General features: G+C 53.6%; 15 protein-coding genes. 4 read left to right on the top strand and 11 right to left on the bottom strand.

From position 1 onward, the window contains the following. Entirely contained in the window at nucleotides 1-708 is a 708-nt protein-coding gene (locus CMR03_RS13940; protein ID WP_063880838.1) for a YggS family pyridoxal phosphate-dependent enzyme, read from the bottom strand. Nucleotides 709-723: 15 nt separating this feature from the next. Here CMR03_RS13940 and CMR03_RS13935 point away from each other — a divergent pair, with 15 nt between their 5' ends. Continuing rightward, nucleotides 724-1,719 (top strand): type IV pilus twitching motility protein PilT, encoded by a 996-nt coding sequence (locus CMR03_RS13935; protein WP_096011790.1) that lies wholly within the window; start codon nucleotides 724-726, stop codon nucleotides 1,717-1,719. Here CMR03_RS13935 and ruvX read toward each other — a convergent pair. The 9 genes from ruvX to metK all read right to left on the bottom strand — a co-directional run bounded on the left by ruvX (nucleotide 1,716) and on the right by metK (nucleotide 11,198). After that, nucleotides 1,716-2,132, bottom strand: a complete 417-nt coding sequence (gene ruvX, locus CMR03_RS13930) for a Holliday junction resolvase RuvX (protein WP_063880836.1) — start codon at nucleotides 2,130-2,132, stop codon at nucleotides 1,716-1,718. The genes CMR03_RS13935 and ruvX overlap by 4 nt on opposite strands. Beyond that, complete coding sequence (locus tag CMR03_RS13925; RefSeq protein WP_063880835.1) at nucleotides 2,132-2,695, bottom strand: YqgE/AlgH family protein; 564 nt, start codon at nucleotides 2,693-2,695, stop codon at nucleotides 2,132-2,134. Before CMR03_RS13925 ends, ruvX begins: the two co-directional genes overlap by 1 nt. A gap of 85 nt (nucleotides 2,696-2,780) precedes the next feature. Continuing rightward, a complete protein-coding gene (gene gshB / locus CMR03_RS13920; RefSeq protein WP_063880834.1) occupies nucleotides 2,781-3,725 on the bottom strand; it encodes a glutathione synthase in 945 nt (314 codons plus the stop codon). Nucleotides 3,726-3,840: 115 nt separating this feature from the next. Next, nucleotides 3,841-4,572, bottom strand: a complete 732-nt coding sequence (gene rsmE, locus CMR03_RS13915) for a 16S rRNA (uracil(1498)-N(3))-methyltransferase (protein ID WP_096011789.1) — start codon at nucleotides 4,570-4,572, stop codon at nucleotides 3,841-3,843. 73 nt (nucleotides 4,573-4,645) lie between these two features. Beyond that, a complete protein-coding gene (gene endA, locus CMR03_RS13910) occupies nucleotides 4,646-5,353 on the bottom strand; it encodes a deoxyribonuclease I (protein ID WP_096011788.1) in 708 nt (235 codons plus the stop codon). A gap of 75 nt (nucleotides 5,354-5,428) precedes the next feature. Beyond that, on the bottom strand, nucleotides 5,429-5,941 hold the full coding sequence (locus CMR03_RS13905) for a SprT family zinc-dependent metalloprotease (protein WP_074181059.1): 513 nt from the start codon (nucleotides 5,939-5,941) through the stop codon (nucleotides 5,429-5,431). Between the two features lie 90 nt (nucleotides 5,942-6,031). Next, nucleotides 6,032-7,966 (bottom strand): methyl-accepting chemotaxis protein, encoded by a 1,935-nt coding sequence (locus tag CMR03_RS13900; protein ID WP_096011787.1) that lies wholly within the window; start codon nucleotides 7,964-7,966, stop codon nucleotides 6,032-6,034. 250 nt (nucleotides 7,967-8,216) lie between these two features. Continuing rightward, nucleotides 8,217-9,608, bottom strand: coding sequence for a sugar porter family MFS transporter (locus tag CMR03_RS13895; RefSeq protein WP_063880830.1), 1,392 nt, complete (start codon nucleotides 9,606-9,608; stop codon nucleotides 8,217-8,219). A 438-nt stretch (nucleotides 9,609-10,046) separates the two neighbouring features. Then, on the bottom strand, nucleotides 10,047-11,198 hold the full coding sequence (gene metK / locus CMR03_RS13890; RefSeq protein ID WP_063880829.1) for a methionine adenosyltransferase: 1,152 nt from the start codon (nucleotides 11,196-11,198) through the stop codon (nucleotides 10,047-10,049). An 804-nt stretch (nucleotides 11,199-12,002) separates the two neighbouring features. Between metK and speA the strand changes: the two genes are divergently transcribed. Both speA and speB read left to right on the top strand, forming a co-directional pair. After that, nucleotides 12,003-13,982, top strand: a complete 1,980-nt coding sequence (gene speA, locus CMR03_RS13880; RefSeq protein WP_074181035.1) for a biosynthetic arginine decarboxylase — start codon at nucleotides 12,003-12,005, stop codon at nucleotides 13,980-13,982. A gap of 158 nt (nucleotides 13,983-14,140) precedes the next feature. Beyond that, the gene (gene speB / locus CMR03_RS13875; protein WP_063880828.1) at nucleotides 14,141-15,061 is read left to right on the top strand and encodes an agmatinase; all 921 of its coding nucleotides are present in this window, start codon (nucleotides 14,141-14,143) and stop codon (nucleotides 15,059-15,061) included. A gap of 43 nt (nucleotides 15,062-15,104) precedes the next feature. Here speB and loiP read toward each other — a convergent pair whose 3' ends face one another. Continuing rightward, nucleotides 15,105-15,860: a metalloprotease LoiP gene (gene loiP, locus CMR03_RS13870; RefSeq protein ID WP_063880827.1), complete on the bottom strand. Its 756-nt coding sequence runs from the start codon at nucleotides 15,858-15,860 to the stop codon at nucleotides 15,105-15,107. A gap of 270 nt (nucleotides 15,861-16,130) precedes the next feature. On the opposite strand from loiP, the gene tkt reads away from it, so the two are divergent. Next, on the top strand, nucleotides 16,131-18,125 hold the full coding sequence (gene tkt / locus CMR03_RS13865; protein ID WP_063880826.1) for a transketolase: 1,995 nt from the start codon (nucleotides 16,131-16,133) through the stop codon (nucleotides 18,123-18,125). The last annotated feature ends 156 nt before the right edge of the window (nucleotides 18,126-18,281 follow it).

The following is an 18,281-nucleotide window of genomic DNA, read 5'->3' as shown; positions in this document are numbered from 1 at the left end:
TTATTGTTGTGAAGGTTGTGTGTAATCACGCGCGCCAAATATAGCGGTGCCAATGCGCACCAGAGTACTGCCAGCGGCGATGGCCGCCTCCATGTCATCGCTCATCCCCAGTGAAAGGGTGTCAACATCACTATATTGCTGTTTTAGCTGGTGAAATGCATCAGCCATTTGCTGACATACCGCCAGCTGTCGCTGATAATCCTGTTCGGGTGCCGGAATCGCCATCAGCCCGCGCAACCGCAAACGCGGCATGGCGGTAATCTCCTGAGCCAGTTCGGCAACCGCATCCAGCATGATGCCAGATTTGCTGTTTTCGTCACTGATATTTACCTGAATTAAGACATTGAGCGGCGGCAGATGTTCAGGCCGCTGATCGTTGAGCCGCTGGGCGATCTTCTGGCGATCGACGGTGTGGCACCAGGCAAAATGTTCGGCTACCAGTCGGCTTTTATTGGACTGCAGGGGACCAATGAAATGCCATATCAATCCAGGATGTGAGGCCAGGGACTGAATTTTTTCGACCCCTTCCTGAACGTAATTCTCACCAAAATCAATCTGACCCGCCGCTGCGGCTTCTTCGACCGCGCTCGCAGGCTTCGTTTTGCTTACTGCAAGTAACGTAATTTCTTCTGGTGCCCGGCCGCAACGGGTTGCAGCAGCAGCGATTCGCTGACGGACTTGCTGTAGGTTGTGCTGGATTGAAGTCATAGTCTGGAGATCAAAATGGATTTGGATGAAATAGTGGCGCTTAGTGTAAAGCATAACGCCGCCGATCTGCACCTTTGTAACGGACATTTGCCGTACTGGCGCCGTCAGGGCAGGCTTGAAACGCTTCCCGACCAGCCTGTCCTGTCTGCTGACTGGATGGCGCGGTTTACCTCGGCATGGCTGGACACTGAACAGCAGGCGCAGCTGAAGCAAGAAGGGCAACTGGATTTTGCGTTAACCCTGGTGAATGGACAACGCCTCCGCGCCAATCTGTTTAGGCAGCGTAACGGGCTGTCACTGGCGTTGCGTATTATTGCCAGCCATTGCTCCACGCTGGCAGCGTTGCGCCTGCCGGAGGTGGTGCCGACCTTACTGAATAAACAGGACGGGCTGATTTTGATTACCGGCGCAACCGGCAGTGGTAAATCGACCACGCTGGCGGCTATGGTCGATGCCATTAACCGCCTGCAGGCGCGGCATATTCTGACGCTGGAAGATCCGATTGAGTTTATTCATCACAGCCAGCAATCCCTGATTCAACAGCGCGAAGTCGGGTTGCATTGCCGGTCGTTTAGTCTGGGCCTGAAAGCGGCTTTACGGGAAGATCCTGACGTGATTATGCTGGGTGAACTACGCGACAGTGACACCATTCGTCAGGCACTGACCGCCGCAGAAACCGGACATCTGGTGCTGGCAACCTTGCATACGCGCGGCGCGGTTCAGGCGGTGGACAGGCTGGTGGATGTGTTTCCTGCAGATGAAAAGAATCTGATACGCACGCAACTGGCGGGCAGCCTGAAAGCGGTAATCGCGCAGCAGCTGGTTTCTGCCATCGATGAGAAAAGAGTCGGGCTGTTTGAGGTGCTGATTACGACCAGTGCGGTCATCAACCTGATTCGGGAAGGCAAAATGCACCAGATTCCTGCCATTTTGCAAACCGGCGCTCAGGCCGGAATGCAAACGTTTGAGCAGAGCCGTCTGGCCCGTCAGGCCGAAGGCGTTATTGCTTAATGGGTTTCAAACCAGTCCTGCAGGATAATTGCCGCTGACTGTGAATCCACTGATCCTTTGTTCAGCGCACGATAACCGCCCCGTTCAAACAGATCGGCTCGCGCTTCGACGGTGCTGAGGCGCTCATCCTGCAGCTCCACGCGAATGCCGAAACGACCATGCAGGCGGTTAGCAAACTTGCGCGCGCGCGCGGTCAAAGGCTGTTCAGTGCCGTCCATATTTAACGGTAATCCCACCACCACAAAATCAGGCTGCCACTCTTTGAGCAGTTTTTCGATTTGCAGCCAGTCAGGCGTGCCATCCTGCGCCTTGAGCGCACTCAACGGGCGGGCATTGCCCGTCAGCTGTTGTCCCACCGCGACGCCGATACTTTTGGTGCCGAAGTCAAAACCTAACAACGTTTGTGTATTCATCAGGCGTGACCTGCATCGCTGGCCATATTGTGAATATCAACGCCAATGCTGCGTGCGGCTTCACGCCAGCGCTCAGAGATCGGCGTCTGAAACAGGATGTTGCTGTTAGCCGGTGTGGTCAGCCAGGCGTTTTCCATCAGCTCGTTTTCAAGCTGGTCTTTTTCCCAGGCACAATAACCCAGCGCGACCAGCACATGATCGGGCTGTGAGGCCGTGCCAATCGCTTCCAGAACGTCGCGTGAGGTGGTAATCACGGTGTTGTCTGAGACGCGAATGCTGGAGGTAAAGGTTCGCTGTGCCGAATGCAGAATAAAGCCGCGATCTTCTGCCAGCGGACCACCGCTGAACACCGGTTTATCAAGATTGATTGCCGGGTCGCGGTTTTCTTCGGCGATCTTGAGCTTTTTCAGAATGCCGTCAACCGTCAGGTTTTCCATCGGCTTATTGATAATCAGCCCCATTGCCCCTTCTTCGTTATGCTCGCAAATGTAGACCACAGAACGTTTGAAAAAGGGATCTTGCAACGATGGCATGGCAATTAAAAAGTGATGCTGTAAATTCATTCTCACATGCTTTACCAAAGATAACCGGTGCGTGACATCTGCACCGGTGTTGGGTTGATCACGGAGCATGGCCCCAGCGTTATGCTCAGCCCAGGCGCTTCTCGATGGCGTCCATCAGCATACCGGTGATGGAGACAGGGAACGCGGCCTCGATTTCACGAATGCATGTCGGGCTGGTCACGTTAACTTCAGTCAGTCTATCACCAATAATGTCGAGCCCGACAAAAATCAGGCCTTTGGCCTTCAGGGCAGGGCCGACACGGCGGGCAATTTCCCAGTCGCTTTCGCTCAGCGGGCGAGCTTCGCCGCGTCCGCCAGCCGCCAGGTTACCGCGGGTTTCTCCCCCCTGCGGAATACGCGCCAGGCAATAGGGAACCGGTTCGCCATCGACCACCAGAACGCGCTTATCACCGTCTTTGATCGCCGGCAGGTAATTTTGCGCCATGCAGTAACGGCTTTCATGTTCAGTCAGGGTTTCTGCGATAACACCGAAATTCGGGTCGTCCTGCTTCACGCGGAAAATGGACGCGCCGCCCATGCCGTCCAGCGGCTTCATAATGACATCGCCATGCTCCTGCCAGAACGCCCGCAGCTGTTGCTTAGAGCGGGTGACCAGCGTATCTGGCGTGAATTCTGCGAACCAGGCGGTATACAGTTTTTCGTTACAATCGCGCAGGCTTTGCGGCTTGTTAACGATCAGCGTGCCCTGTTCTTCTGCGCGCTCCAGGATATAGGTGCAGTAGATAAATTCGGTGTCGAATGGCGGATCTTTTCGCATCAACACGACGTTCAGATCAGCCAGTTTAATCACCTGCTCGCTGCCAAACTGATACCAGCTTTCGGCATTCTGTTCCACGCTGAGCAGGCGAGTGCGGGCGAAAGCCACGCCACCGCGCAGGGAGAGATCGTTCATCTCCATGTAGTGAATTTCGTAACCACGGCGCTGTGCTTCCAGCAGCATTGCAAAGCTGGAGTCTTTCTTAATGTTGATGGATGAGATCGGGTCCATCACGATGCCAAGCTTGATCATTATTATCTCCTGAAGGAGGCGGGGATTACCGTCTCGTTCCGTTCGGGCGAAAAGGGGCTGAACAGTCAGGACGCGGTTTGTGCTGAGCGCGACCCGATGAAGCTAAAAGTATCGCTTAACCCAGGTCACCAAACCTCACCTGAAGTGCCGTGATGGCGGTCAGTGCCGTGGTTTCGGTGCGTAAAACCCGTGGGCCAAGCAGAATATCGGTAAAACCATGCTGCGCCGTCATGGCAATTTCATCTGTTGACAGCCCACCTTCCGGACCAATCAACAGGCGGATACGTTCGACCGGCTGGGGCAACGTATTGATGCTGTGGCTGGCGCGCGGATGCAGATTTAGTTTTAACCCACTTTCTGCTTCACTGCACCAGGCTTCCAGCGTCATGGCCGGGCGGATTTCAGGTATCCGGTTACGACCACACTGTTCGCAGGCAGCAATGGCAATTTTTTGCCATTGCTGAATTTTTTTTGCCAGACGTTCGGCATCCAGTTTGACACCACAGCGTTCAGAAAACAGCGGCGTAATGACATTTACACCCAGTTCGATCGATTTCTGAATAGTAAATTCCATTTTTTCGCCGCGAGACATCACCTGACCGAGATGCAGATAAAGCGGTGATTCGCGATCGTCTTCCTGGCTTGCCGTGATGGATACTTTTACACGTTTTTTATCAACATGCGTGATTTCTGCTGCGAAAGTCAGATTACTGCCATCAAACAGTTCTACATGCTGCCCACTGGTCATACGGAGCACGCGGCCTACATGGTTGGCGGCGTCGTCGTCCAGCGTAATTTCACTGCCAACGTGAACAGGCTGTGCGTGATAAATGCGAGGTATGCGCATAAGGTCCCTGAGAGCTAAACGCCGCGGGATTAACGCGGCGGGGCGGTGAAACCGTTAGTTTAGGGCAGGGATTTTAACGCTTGCAAGCCTCGAGCACATAAGGATTATGATTCCCCTGTACACGCGCGATGCGCTGGTCGCGCTCACATTCCCATTTGCTCACCGGATAGAGCTTGTCCCAGGCCGTGAATAACTGGGTTTGTTGACGCGACAGGCGCAGATGATACTGGTCACGCATGTAGAAGTAAGTGCGGGCGATTGCGCCGCGAGCCCGCTCTGGCGGCTGCGCCTGCTTGTTTTTAAAATCAATTTGCATGGTGCACTGGCCGTACTGCTTTTCAGTGCCGTTCCACTGGCTGTAAGCGTAGTTGCCGCGGTCACCATTCACCTCACCGATGGCCGGCTGCAGATTGTGCAGGTCGGTTTCGATACGGCGGTAGTCGGCATCTTTACTGCAATTTTTGCGGCCGCCATTCTGCCAGCACTGACGTTGATGACCGAACTCCCAGGCAGGCATCACATGTTCCCACTCAATACGCGCGGCGCGGTTGGCATTTTTGCGCGGCTGGTAACCACAACTGTTCAGGTCAGGCTCGCCCTTTTTTCCGTGCCAGCTAATCTTACAGCCACAATAAAAGCTGCCTGGCGCATCCTGGTTAATCTCTGCGGCGAAGGCTTTGGCCTGCTGAAAATTATTTTGATGATAGTTATTGAGGTTAAGGGCCTGGCTGTTAAAAGATGCCAGTAACAGCGCCGTGGTTATGATTAATTTGCGAGACATATTCCAGTTTTACCCCTGATCCTTAAAAGGGCGGCAGGGTACCAGAATGCGGGCGCAGGCGGAATGAGAATCCGTTCAGGAGAGGGGAGACACGTCGGCTTTCAACAGGCTACCGCAGTGCACGCAGCGGTACTCGCTTTCGCCTCGGAGCACGCGGTTATGGCGACGCACGGTAAGCTGATGCTGCTGACACTGGCAGCGATAAGCAAAAGTGCGGCTGCGCACTGACTCGACTTCAAACTGATGGGTGCGCCGTGCCGGCACGCCCAGAACGCTCTCCATCATCCATTTCCACTCTTTGCCATGGGGCGCGACGCGGCCAAAGGTTTTCCACACCAGCAAATGGGCCAGCTCATGGGGAACAACTTCTTCAATAAAGGCCTGCTGATTTTCCATCAGCAGGACGGGATTGAGGCGAATTTCCCATTTTTCCAGCCAGGCCGTGCCGGCGGCGGTGCCACGCTGCTGATAAACCAGCGTTGGCTCAGGATAATGGCGTTCAAGCTTTTCATTGGCCCGCTCAAGCGCGCTACGCAGGGCGCGCATAACGGCTTGTTGCAGGGCAATGGGAAGGCGGGCTGTTTTCATGGCGCTCAGCATAAGCGGCGCAGGCGAGGAACTCAACAGCAATACACCGCCTGCAAAAAGGTATGCTGGCCGACCGGCTCAACCCGCTTTTTAATGAAACTGCTTAACCGTCTGCGCCAGTTGCCGGGCCTGGTCCTCAAGAGAACTCGACGCGGCTGACATCTGCTGAACCAGCGCGGCATTCTGCTGCGTGGTCCCATCCATTTCGTTGACGGCGATGGTCACTTGCGCAATGCCGCGAGCTTGCTCATCGGAGGCGGCAACGATTTCGCCGATGATATGCTGCACGGATGAAACGGCAGTCGTCATCTCATGCATGGTTTTGCCCGCATCGTTGACCAGTACAACACCATTTTCGACCCGCACGGCGGACGCTTCAATCAGGGCGGAGATATCTTTCACGGCGCTGGTCGTCCGCTGAGCCAGATTACGCACTTCAGAGGCCACCACAGCAAAGCCGCGCCCCTGTTCTCCGGCGCGAGCCGCTTCGACGGCGGCGTTGAGTGCCAGAATGTTGGTCTGGAACGCGATGCTGTTAATCAGCGTGGTGATATCACCGATTCTCTTTGAGCTTTCATCGATCTGGGCCATGGTCGTTACCACCTGATCCACCAGGGTTTCTCCCCGGCTGGCGATACGCGTGGCATTTTCGGTCAGGCCCGTTGCCTGCTGTGCATTGTCCGCATTCATGCGAATGGCGGCGCTAATCTGCTCCATGCTCGCGGCAGTCTGCTCCAGCGCCGCCGCCTGTTCCTCGGTGCGTGAGGCGAGATTGAGGTTCGCACTGGCAATCTCGCCCGCACCCTGCTGGACCGAGGTGCTGGCGTCTTTGATTTGACCCACGATACTCTGTAACTGTGCCTGCATGGTGTGTAAAGCATAAAACAGGCTGCTGCTGTCGCCTGGCGCCACCTGAATGCCGTTGTTTAACCGGCCCTCAGCAACCGCCAGCGCAATGCGCGCCGCCTCTGCGGGTTCACCGCCCAGCGGACGCATTACTTTACGGTTGAATAACAGTCCCAACACGGCCCCTACGGACAGAACACTGATTATCATCAACGCTATAGCCCAGTAAAGCTGCTGGTCAGCCGCCGCCATCACCTGGCTGACCGGTGCGACAATCCCGACATACCAGGGTTTAGTGCTGTTGCCCACGCTTATTGGGTACCAGGTATACATGGCTTTTTCTTTCAGGACGGGATCGTACTGCTCTGTCACTGCCGTACGATAGCCGTTTGCATTGCCCTGCCATTTTTTACCGGCTTCACCTGCATCGGGGGAGGAAATCACGTTGCCGCTATTCGAGAGCAGCAGCGCATAGCCGGTTCCCTGCCAGGGTTTGATTTGATTGACCTTTTTCTGGATGGCGGACAGCAGGATATCGGAACTGACCACCACTTTCAGTTTGTCGTTGACCATGACAGGCGTTGCCACCGAGGTTAACCACGCTGGCTTTGCGCCATCATAAGCGAAGCTGTAAGGCTCAATCAGTGTGTCCTTTAGCGTTTCCTTCGGCAGCAAATAGTAATTTCCGGCACCGGGCTGCAAATAATCCAGTGCCGGATTCATTTTGTAACGGCCGTCTTTGTCCCGGTCTATGTACCAGGCATAGCGACCACCAGGTGGCGTGCCCTGCTGCCCGACGAAGGCACTATCGCGGCCGTCAAAGGCATCGGGTTCAAACACCACGGTCATCGACACAAAGTCTGGGTTTTTGTGCAGCGCATATTCCATGAGCTTATCGGCAACTTTGCGATCGGTTATCCCCGCCGCAGGCAGAGCGGCCAGGCTTTGTCCCAGATTTTGCGCGGCATCCAGCGCGTGAGTCAGTTCTTGCTGGATTTGCCCGCCATGACCGGCAGCAATTTGCTGCAGGTATTCGGCAGCAAGGGATTTTTGTTCTTTGGATGACTGCCAACTAAGTAATCCGATAGTCGCAGTAAACCCCACGACAATCGTCATTCCGCCGGCCAGCAGCATCTGAGCACGGGTGCTCATTGTCTTTTTTATGCTGGTGCTGTTCATTTGATTTCCTGGTAAACGTAAAGTCTGAAAAATTATTTTTATAATGAAAACGTCATTTAATTTATCGGCGTATTGTTATTCGACTTTAATGAAAGAAAAATGAAGCAGCGACGGTGACTACGGGCGAATAGCCATGGCTGGACAATAATAAGGCGGGGGATTTTTCGAGAGAGAACGCCGGTAAAACGCCAGCAAAAAAGCCAGTCAGTTTTCACTGACTGGCTGTGGGATACACATGAAAAGCGGAGGCTTACTGACCGATGTCGCGCAGCTTTTTACCTGCCATCAGGTTACGTTCAATGTGCTCCAGCGAAACGTTTTTGGTTTCGGGAATTAACATAACCGTCAGTACGATGAAGAAGACGTTCAGCAGACCGTAAACCCAGAAGGTCGGTGCATTGCCCAGCGTATTCAGCATGGTCAGGAAGGTTGCGCCGACAATCATGTTGGCGATCCAGTTGGTGGTCGTTGACACGGTGATACCGAAATCGCGTCCTTTCAGCGGCTGAATTTCAGAACACAGAACCCAGATCAACGGACCGGCTGACATGGCAAAGCCCACGATAAACATCAGCAGCATGCCAATCGCGAAGTACTGCGCGCCTGACGAATGAATGCCCATATGCAGCATGGTGCCAAGAACGCCCATACCGGCCGCCATGACCAGGAAGCCCAGAATCAGGGTAGGCTTACGGCCCCAGCGATCCACCAGACCGATAGCAATAAAGGTTGCCAGTACGTTAACCAGGCCGACAATCACCGTTCCCCACATCTGTTGGGTGGTATTTGAGAAACCTGCAATCTCAAAAATTTTCGGTGCGTAATACATGATGACGTTCATGCCGGTAAACTGTTGCATAACCTGCAGCAGAATGCCCAGGTACACCGCACGACGGAAGTGGCTGCTACTGGTAAATAATCCCCAGCCTGACTGTTTGATCTTCAGGCTTTCACGGATCTCATCCAGCTCGCGCTTTGCCTGCTCACTGGTATCACGCAGGCGATCCAGTACGCGTTGCGCATCGCGGAAGTTGCCTTTCGCCGCCAGCCAGCGTGGGCTGTTAGGCAGGAAGAACACGCCAACCAGCAGCAGCAGGGCAGGAATAGTGATAACGCCCAGCATCCAGCGCCAGTTACCTGTAAAGCTGAACGCCGTATCGGAAAGATAAGCACCCAGAATACCGATGGTGATCATCAACTGGTACAGCGAGATCATGCTGCCGCGAATTTTTTCAGGGGCAATCTCTGAAAGATAAAGCGGCGCGGTGTAAGAGGCGATACCTACCGCCAGACCCAACAGCACACGTGCGCTGATCAGCATTTCAGGGTTCGGTGCCATGGCTGACCAGAGTGAGCCAATAACAAACAGAATCGCACCGGCCATCAGGCTTTTCTTACGGCCCAGACGGGATGACATCCAGCCGCTGCCGATGGCACCGATCGCTGCACCAAACATCATGGAGCTGACAATCCACTCCTGTTGATGGGCAGTGACGTTAAAGTCCTTCGCGATAAAGGGCAGAGCACCGGCAATAACGCCGATATCCAACCCAAACAGCAGGCCTGCGAGGGCTGCCAGAAAGCAGACAAATAAGGTCATTGCCTTATTTGAGGTTCTGCTTTTATGTGAATTGCCAGGCATGGTTGCCTCCAAAATTATCCATCATTGTTGTTATCGATGTTAAAAAACCTTAACTGAGCAAAAAGTGAGCCCGATCACATTGATGTAATCGCTTACACTTGCTGAAACCCTGAAATCCAGCATTTACAACCCAGAAAGGTCAAGTAACCAGTGAGGTATAGCACCCTCGAAGTTTCTGACAATGTTCTGTTTAACGCCTATCAGATGACGCTGAAAATAACGCATTTTCAGAAGAATAACTACGGCGATAAATTCCTAAATAGCCGATATATAAAGCGTTTCAAATTGTAAGCGTTAACACATCAGCAGATTACAAGACGAAAGAAAGTGTAGTTGAGTTAAAAAAATGTGCAGAAGGAAAAAACGCCATGAAAAGGAAGCAGAACAGGCAAAAAAAAGCCCCGCCAGATGGCGGGGCTTTTCAGTGATGCGTCAGCCTTACAGGCCCGCAGCCTCACGCAGCTGGGCAGCTTTGTCGGTTTTTTCCCAAGGGAAATGCTCGCGACCGAAGTGGCCGTAGGCAGCGGTTTCTTTATAGATAGGATGCAGCAGGTCCAGCATCTGAATCAGGCCATAAGGGCGCAGGTCAAAGAACTCGCGCACCAGCAAGGTCAGCTGTTCAGTAGACACTTTTTCTGTGCCAAAGGTCTCGACCATGATAGAGGTCGGCTCAGCGACGCCAATCGCATAGGAAACCTGAATCTCACAACGATCGGCCAGGCCCGCGGCCACGATGTTTTTGGCAACATAGCGGGCAGCATAGGCGGCTGAACGGTCAACTTTAGACGGATCTTTACCAGAAAATGCGCCGCCACCGTGACGGGCCATCCCGCCGTAAGTATCGACAATGATTTTACGACCGGTCAGGCCGCAGTCACCCATCGGGCCACCGATAACGAAACGGCCAGTCGGGTTGATGTGATATTTAGTGGATGCATTCAGCCACTCGGCAGGCAGGACAGGCTTGATGATTTCTTCCATCACCGCTTCCTGCAACGCTGTCTGTGAGATGTCTTCGCTGTGCTGGGTTGACAGCACGACGGCATCAATCCCAACAATTTTACCGTCGTCGTACTGGAAGGTCACCTGGCTTTTAGCATCCGGGCGCAGCCATGACAGCGTGCCGTTCTTACGCACTTCAGCCTGGCGCTGAACCAGACGGTGCGCATAGGTCACCGGTGCGGGCATCAGAACATCAGTTTCGTTTGTGGCATAGCCAAACATCAGGCCCTGGTCACCCGCGCCTTGCTCCAGCGGATCGCTACGGTCAACGCCCTGGTTGATATCCTGAGACTGTTTGCCAATCGCGCTTAACACTGCGCAAGAGTTGGCATCAAAGCCCATATCGGAATGAACATAGCCGATTTCACGAACGGTATTACGGGTGATTTCTTCGATATCGACCCAGGCACTGGTGGTGATTTCGCCGCCAACCAGCACCATACCGGTTTTCACGTAAGTTTCGCAGGCCACACGCGCTTTCGGATCCTGTTCCAGGATGGCATCAAGCACGGCATCAGAAATCTGGTCGGCGATTTTATCAGGATGTCCTTCGGATACGGACTCGGATGTAAAAAGATGTTTAGCCATTATGTTCTTTACCTTACCAATGGTTTGAATTCGACTGCATAGCGCAAGTGAGTATTAGCTGACTTAACGCCCCTTAAGGCAAAGCCGTGAGCAGTCAGGTAGTGTCAGCACGCAGGCCAACACCGCCTGGATATTAACCTGTTTAGATGGAAAACCATCTGGACGTCTATTTTAGGTTACGGGGTGAGCGAATTACCAGCCCTTTTTGAGGTTACGCTGTTAACTTTATGCTGCGCAGTGGATAATTCTGTTTATGGCGGAGGCATTAAGCAAATAATCTCTTTGCATTTTTTGTGCGCAAAATGTATAAAACGCCGCTGCGTTCTCAGCAGAAAAAAAAGGATGACGTGCTAGCGCGTCGCGCCTGTCAGACAACTGTCTGGCTTTCACCCTGATGCTTTTCCACATGTCTTTGACCTGTGCGGAGGTGATACGAGTTATGAGCCTTATGTTCCCACTCACGGGTTCTTCGCGTGCTGGCGTTGCGCCGGCGTTATCCTGTTTCCCACCTTTATTTCTCTTCTGCCGACATTTTATTGGTTTCGGTAATTATCCCGACACAAGCGCTGGCTAACCTCTGACGCGATAGCGGTTTATATCGCCCAGGCTGCGAGCGTCGTCAATTATTCGCGACCCTTTTGCACCTGACATGGCTGAGTGTTTTACACTTAGGTATTCAACGATGCATCGTGCGGGTTCGCGACGCAGACAGAGCATGACGTAATATGTGGCAACGAATTTTCAGACTTCCGACCTTTGAGTCGGTTTACATTATTATCTTTCAACGGAAAATTGAGGTTCGCGATGTCTGACGGCATGAAGAATATCAAGGGTTCGTCAGCTGGCGAACAAGGTGCACTCCGCTCAATGCAGGAGGTGGCGATGAACGATCAAGACGCCAGCCTGATGCTGCGAACGTATAACATTGCCTGGTGGGGCAACAACTACTATGACGTCAATGAACTGGGTCATATTAGCGTCTGCCCGGACCCGGATCGCCCGGATGTGCGCGTCGATCTGGCTAAGCTGGTCAAGGAGCGTGAGGCTCAAGGCCAACGCCTGCCCGCACTGTTCTGTTTCCCTCAGATTCTTCAACACCGCCTGCGCTCCATTAACGGGGCTTTTAAACGTGCGCGTGAGTCTTACGGCTATACCGGTGATTACTTCCTGGTTTACCCCATCAAAGTTAACCAGCACAAGCGCGTGATTGAATCTCTGATTAACTCCGGCGAACCGCTGGGCCTGGAAGCCGGTTCAAAAGCCGAACTGATGGCGGTGCTGGCCCATGCCGGGCAGACCCGTTCAGTGATTGTGTGTAATGGTTACAAAGATCGTGAATATATTCGTCTGGCGTTGATTGGCGAGAAGATTGGTCACAAGGTTTATCTGGTACTTGAGAAGATGACCGAAGTGCGCATGGTGCTGGAAGAAGCGGAACGCCTGAACGTGGTGCCACGTCTGGGTATTCGCGCCCGTCTTGCTTCACAAGGCTCCGGTAAATGGCAGTCGAGCGGTGGTGAGAAATCCAAATTTGGTCTGTCTGCCACCCAGGTCCTTAAGCTGGTCGACATCATGCGTGAAGCCGGTCGGATGGACAGCCTGCAGCTTCTGCATTTCCATTTGGGATCGCAGATGTCTAACATCCGCGATATCGCCACCGGCGTACGTGAGTCAGCACGCTTTTATGTTGAGCTGGCGAAACTGGGCGTCAACATTAAGTGCTTTGACGTCGGCGGTGGTCTGGGCGTTGACTATGAAGGTACCCGTTCGCAGTCCGACTGTTCGGTTAACTACGGGCTGAATGAATATGCCAACAATGTGATCTGGGGAATTGGCGCGGCCTGTGACGAGCATGGTCTTGAGCACCCAACGGTTATCACCGAATCCGGTCGCGCAGTTACGGCGCACCATACGGTGCTGGTGTCTAACATCATCGGCGTTGAGCGTAACGAATTCAGTAAGCCAGAAGCGCCAGATATTGAAGACGCGCCTCGTCCTATCCTGAGCATGTGGGAAACCTGGCAGGAGATGCACGAGCCGAACACCCGCCGCTCCCTGCGTGAATGGCTTCATGACAGCCAGATGGACCTGTTTGATATCCATACGGGTTACTCATCGGGCACTTACAGCCTGAAGCAACGCGCGTGGGCAGAGCAACTCTATCTGAGCATCTGTCACTATATTCAGCAGCATCTTGATCCCAGCAACCGTGCACACCGTCCTATTATCGACGAGCTGCAGGAACGTATGGCGGACAAGATCTACGTTAACTTCTCGCTGTTCCAGTCAATGCCGGATGCGTGGGGCATTGATCAACTGTTCCCTGTGCTTCCGCTGGAAGGCTTGAATAAAAAGCCGGAACGTCGCGCCGTGTTGCTGGATATCACCTGTGACTCAGACGGCACCATCGATCACTATGTGGATGGTGATGGGATTGCGACAACCATGCCGATGCCCGAGTACGACGTGGACAATCCACCGATGCTCGGCTTCTTTATGGTGGGCGCTTATCAGGAAATCCTGGGCAATATGCACAACCTGTTTGGTGACACCGAAGCGGTTGACGTGTTCGCGTTCCAGAATGGGGAAGTGGAAGTCCAGCTGTCGGATGAAGGCGATACCGTAGCCGATATGCTGCAGTATGTTCAGCTTGATCCAAACGAACTGATGACGCTGTTCCGTAAGCAAATTCAGACCTCCGAACTGGATGACGAACTGCGCGAGCAGTTCCTGCAAGAGTTTGAAAGTGGTCTGTATGGCTACACCTATTTAGAAGACGAATAAAGCCCCGCGAAGCGCTTGCAGCTTGCCGGGACATTGTTGATAATCGGCAGCAACTCATCCCTTCCTCGTCGGGCCTAACGACGCGGGAGGGATTTTTTTATCTCAACCTTCATGGTGCGCGGGCCAGACCCGACTCAAGCACAGACAGAGGACGACTTATGTACAATACCCTTGGCAATCAGTACGACAATTCACTGGTTTCTAATGCCTTTGGTTTTATGCGTTTCCCGGTAAATTTCCAGCCTTACGACAGCGATGCAGAGTGGGTGATCACCGGCGTGCCCTTTGATGCGGCCACCTCGGGCCGTCCGGGCAGCCGTCTTGGCCCAGGCGCTATCCGTCAGATCTCGACCAATCTCGCCTGGGAAGGTTGCCGCTGGCCGTGGGAGTTTGACCTGCGTCAGCGTCTGAACGTGGTGGACTGTGGCGATCTGGTTTATGCCTTTGGCGATTCACAGGATCTGTCTGACAAGCTGCAGGCCCATGCAGAGAAACTGCTGGCCAACGGCAAACGTATGATGACCTTCGGTGGCGATCACTACGTCACGCTGCCTCTGCTGCGCGCGCACGCGAAGCACTTCGGTAAAATGGCGTTGGTGCACTTTGACGCGCATACCGATACCTACTCTAATGGCCCAACGTTTGACCATGGCACCATGTTCTTTACCGCACCGAAGGAAGGGCTGATCGATCCTCAGCACTCGGTGCAGATTGGTATTCGTACCGAGTTCGACAAGAGCCTGGGCTTCAACGTGCTGGATGCCGCTCAGGTCAACGACCGTAGCGTGGACGATATTCTGGCTGAAATTAAACGCACCGTTGGCGATCTGCCGGTCTATCTGACATTTGATATCGACTGTCTGGACCCTGCACATGCACCGGGCACCGGTACGCCGGTCATTGGCGGTTTGACCACTGATAAAGCGACCAAGCTGATTCGGGGTTTACAGGGCATGAATATCGTGGGGATGGATCTGGTGGAAGTTGCACCGGGTTACGATCACGCCGATCTGACGGCTCTTGCCGCGGCCACCCTGGCGCTGGACATGTTGCACGTCCAGGCTGCCAACAAAGGCTGATGTGACAGAGGGATAACCTCAGGGTTATCCCTCTGATAACGCGTTATTTAGCGTCTGCGGCAATGCGATCGCGAATGTGCTGAGCACGGGCTTCCGAGTCAGGATGCGAGTCAAACATAGAGCTTTGACGGCCCTTCTCCAGTTTTGCCAGTTTTTCAAAGCTGGTTGCCAGCCCAACGGGATCAATACCGCGCTTCTTCAGCAGGCTGTAGGAGTAGTCATCGGCCTGTGTTTCCTGCGTCTGCGAGAACTGCGCATTCACCAGTTTTTCGCCCAAATCACCCAACTGTGACTGTGACAGCGAACCAATGATCCCGCCAGCCGAAGCTGCCGCGGTACGTGCTGCCGTCGTGGTGAAGGCGACCTGCATCGCTTTGCGCGTATGGCCCAGCGCAACGTGGCCCATTTCGTGGCCCAGCACCGCCTCGACCTCATTGTCGGTCATCATATCCATCAGACCGCTGTAGACGCGGATGCAGCCGTTGGCCATGGCCCATGCGTTAACATCTTTGGTCTGATAAACCTTGTAGTTCGCCGGGATGCCATTGATGTTGTCACCCAGCGCCGCAGCGATTTTGTTCAGACGTTGCTGGTATTCGCTGTCAGCCGGTGCCACCTGGTTTTCTTTGTCCATCTGGGCGCAGGATTGATCGCTGAGCTGCTTAACCTGAGCATCGCTCAGGGTGTAAGCCTGGAAAGCCTGTGCGCCCGACTGCAGCAGACCATCACTGTTTACGCCTTCACAACCACTTAGCAATGCAACCAGGCCCAGAGCCAGTGCCGTTTTTTGAATTTTCATTCTGTCGTCCCATAAGTAACAAGATAAAAAACAATCACCTGAATCTGCGCCAGGTGGTTGAACCAACAGGTTATAGTTCGCGATAGGCCATTTTGCTAGCAGACATTACTGGAAAAGCCAGACGAAGCGGGAACATTTAGCGTTTTACCACATTACTTTTGCCCCGTTTTTCATGTACATTGTGGTGAAACTTTTCCCCGTGCTTTGCCCGATAGCTGATTAATTACAACAGGTTAAGGCGCAAATCATTAATCCGAACTGGAGTAGAAGATGCCCTCTCGTAAAGATCTTGCCAACGCCATTCGCGCGTTAAGTATGGATGCAGTGCAAAAAGCTAAATCGGGACACCCGGGTGCCCCGATGGGCATGGCGGATATCGCCGAAGTATTGTGGCGCGGCTATCTCAATCATAACCCAACCAACCCACACTGGGCCGATCGTGACCGTTTTGTGCTGTCTAACGGCCACGGCTCCATGCTGATTTACAGCCTGCTGCACCTGACCGGCTACGATTTACCGATCAGTGAGCTGGAAAACTTCCGTCAACTGCACTCTAAAACGCCGGGTCACCCTGAGTACGGCTATACCGTCGGCGTGGAAACCACCACCGGTCCGCTGGGGCAGGGCATTGCTAACGCGGTGGGTTTTGCCATTGCTGAACGCACGCTGGCAGCGCAGTTCAACCGTCCGGGCCATGACATCGTAGACCACAATACCTGGGTCTTTATGGGTGACGGCTGCATGATGGAAGGCATTTCACACGAAGTTTGCTCGCTGGCGGGTACGCTGAAGCTGGGCAAGCTGGTGGCATTCTATGATGACAATGGCATTTCAATTGATGGTCACGTTGACGGCTGGTTTACCGATGACACCGCTAAGCGCTTCGAAGCGTACGGCTGGCACGTGGTACGCGGCGTAGATGGTCACAACGCCGATGCTATCGCCAAAGCGATTGAAGAAGCGAAAGCCGTTAGCGACAAGCCTTCACTGCTGATGTGCAAAACCGTTATTGGTTTTGGTTCACCGAATAAAGCCGGTACTCATGACTCACACGGCGCGCCACTGGGCGATGACGAAATTGCACTGACCCGTAAGCAGTTAGGCTGGGAATATCCTCCTTTCGTGATTCCTTCAGATATTTATGCTGAATGGGATGCTAAAGAAGCGGGCCAGGCCAAAGAAGCGGCATGGAATACCAAATTTGCAGCCTATGCTAAGGCTTTCCCTGAGCTGGCCGCTGAGTTTACCCGCCGCATGAGCAATGACCTGCCAGCTAACTGGCAGCAGGAATCGCAGAAGTTTGTCGAGCAGTTACAGGCGAATCCGGCGAAAATTGCCAGCCGTAAAGCGTCACAAAATGCTATCGAAGCCTTTGGTAAAATCCTGCCAGAATATCTGGGCGGTTCTGCTGACCTGGCACCAAGCAACCTCACCATCTGGTCAGGTTCTAAGCCAATCAATGAAGACGCAGCCGGTAACTATATCCATTATGGCGTGCGTGAGTTTGGTATGACCGCCATTGCTAACGGTCTGGCGCTGCACGGTGGCTTCCTGCCTTACACCGCAACCTTCCTGATGTTTGTTGAGTATGCGCGTAACGCCGCCCGTATGGCTGCCCTGATGAAAATTCGTCAGATCATGGTTTATACCCACGACTCCATTGGTCTGGGCGAAGATGGCCCGACTCACCAGCCGGTAGAGCAGATGGCAAGCCTGCGCACCACGCCAAACATGAGCCTGTGGCGTCCGTGTGACCAGGTTGAATCGGCGGTTGCGTGGAAATATGCCATTGAGCGTAAAGACGGCCCAAGCGCACTGATCTTCTCTCGCCAGAATCTGGCACAGCAGGATCGTACCGCGGAGCAGCTGGCAAACGTCGCGCGTGGCGGTTACGTGCTGAAAGACAGCGCAGGCACGCCAGAGCTGATCCTGATTGCCACCGGTTCCGAAGTTGAACTGGCTGTAGCCGCGTATCAGAAGCTGACCGATGAAGGCCGTAAGGTACGTGTAGTATCCATGCCCTCTACCGATGCCTTCGACAAGCAGTCGGCTGAATATCGTGAATCGGTCCTGCCAAAAGCCGTTGCCGCACGCGTTGCGATTGAAGCCGGTATTGCAGATTACTGGTTTAAATATACCGGTCTGAACGGCGCAATCATCGGCATGACTACCTTTGGTGAGTCAGCGCCAGCTGAGAAGCTGTTTGAAGTCTTTGGCTTCACGGTAGATAACGTGGTAGCGAAAGCCAAAGCGTTGCTGGCATAGTAAAGAGAGGCAGGCGAGTGAATGCGCGCCTGCCTTCTGATTAAAGGGGGCGGAATCCGTCCCCTTATTAACCAAATTATTCCTCCAGTAATAGCGATTTTTTGCCCATTTTTGTGACGTAGATCCAAAAATAAGCAGCGCCCTTGATCGCAATCA

The sequence above is a fragment of the Pantoea allii genome (assembly GCF_002307475.1).
Classification (GTDB): Bacteria; Pseudomonadota; Gammaproteobacteria; order Enterobacterales; family Enterobacteriaceae; genus Pantoea; species Pantoea allii.
This window is presented reverse-complemented; position numbering and strand designations above follow the sequence as displayed.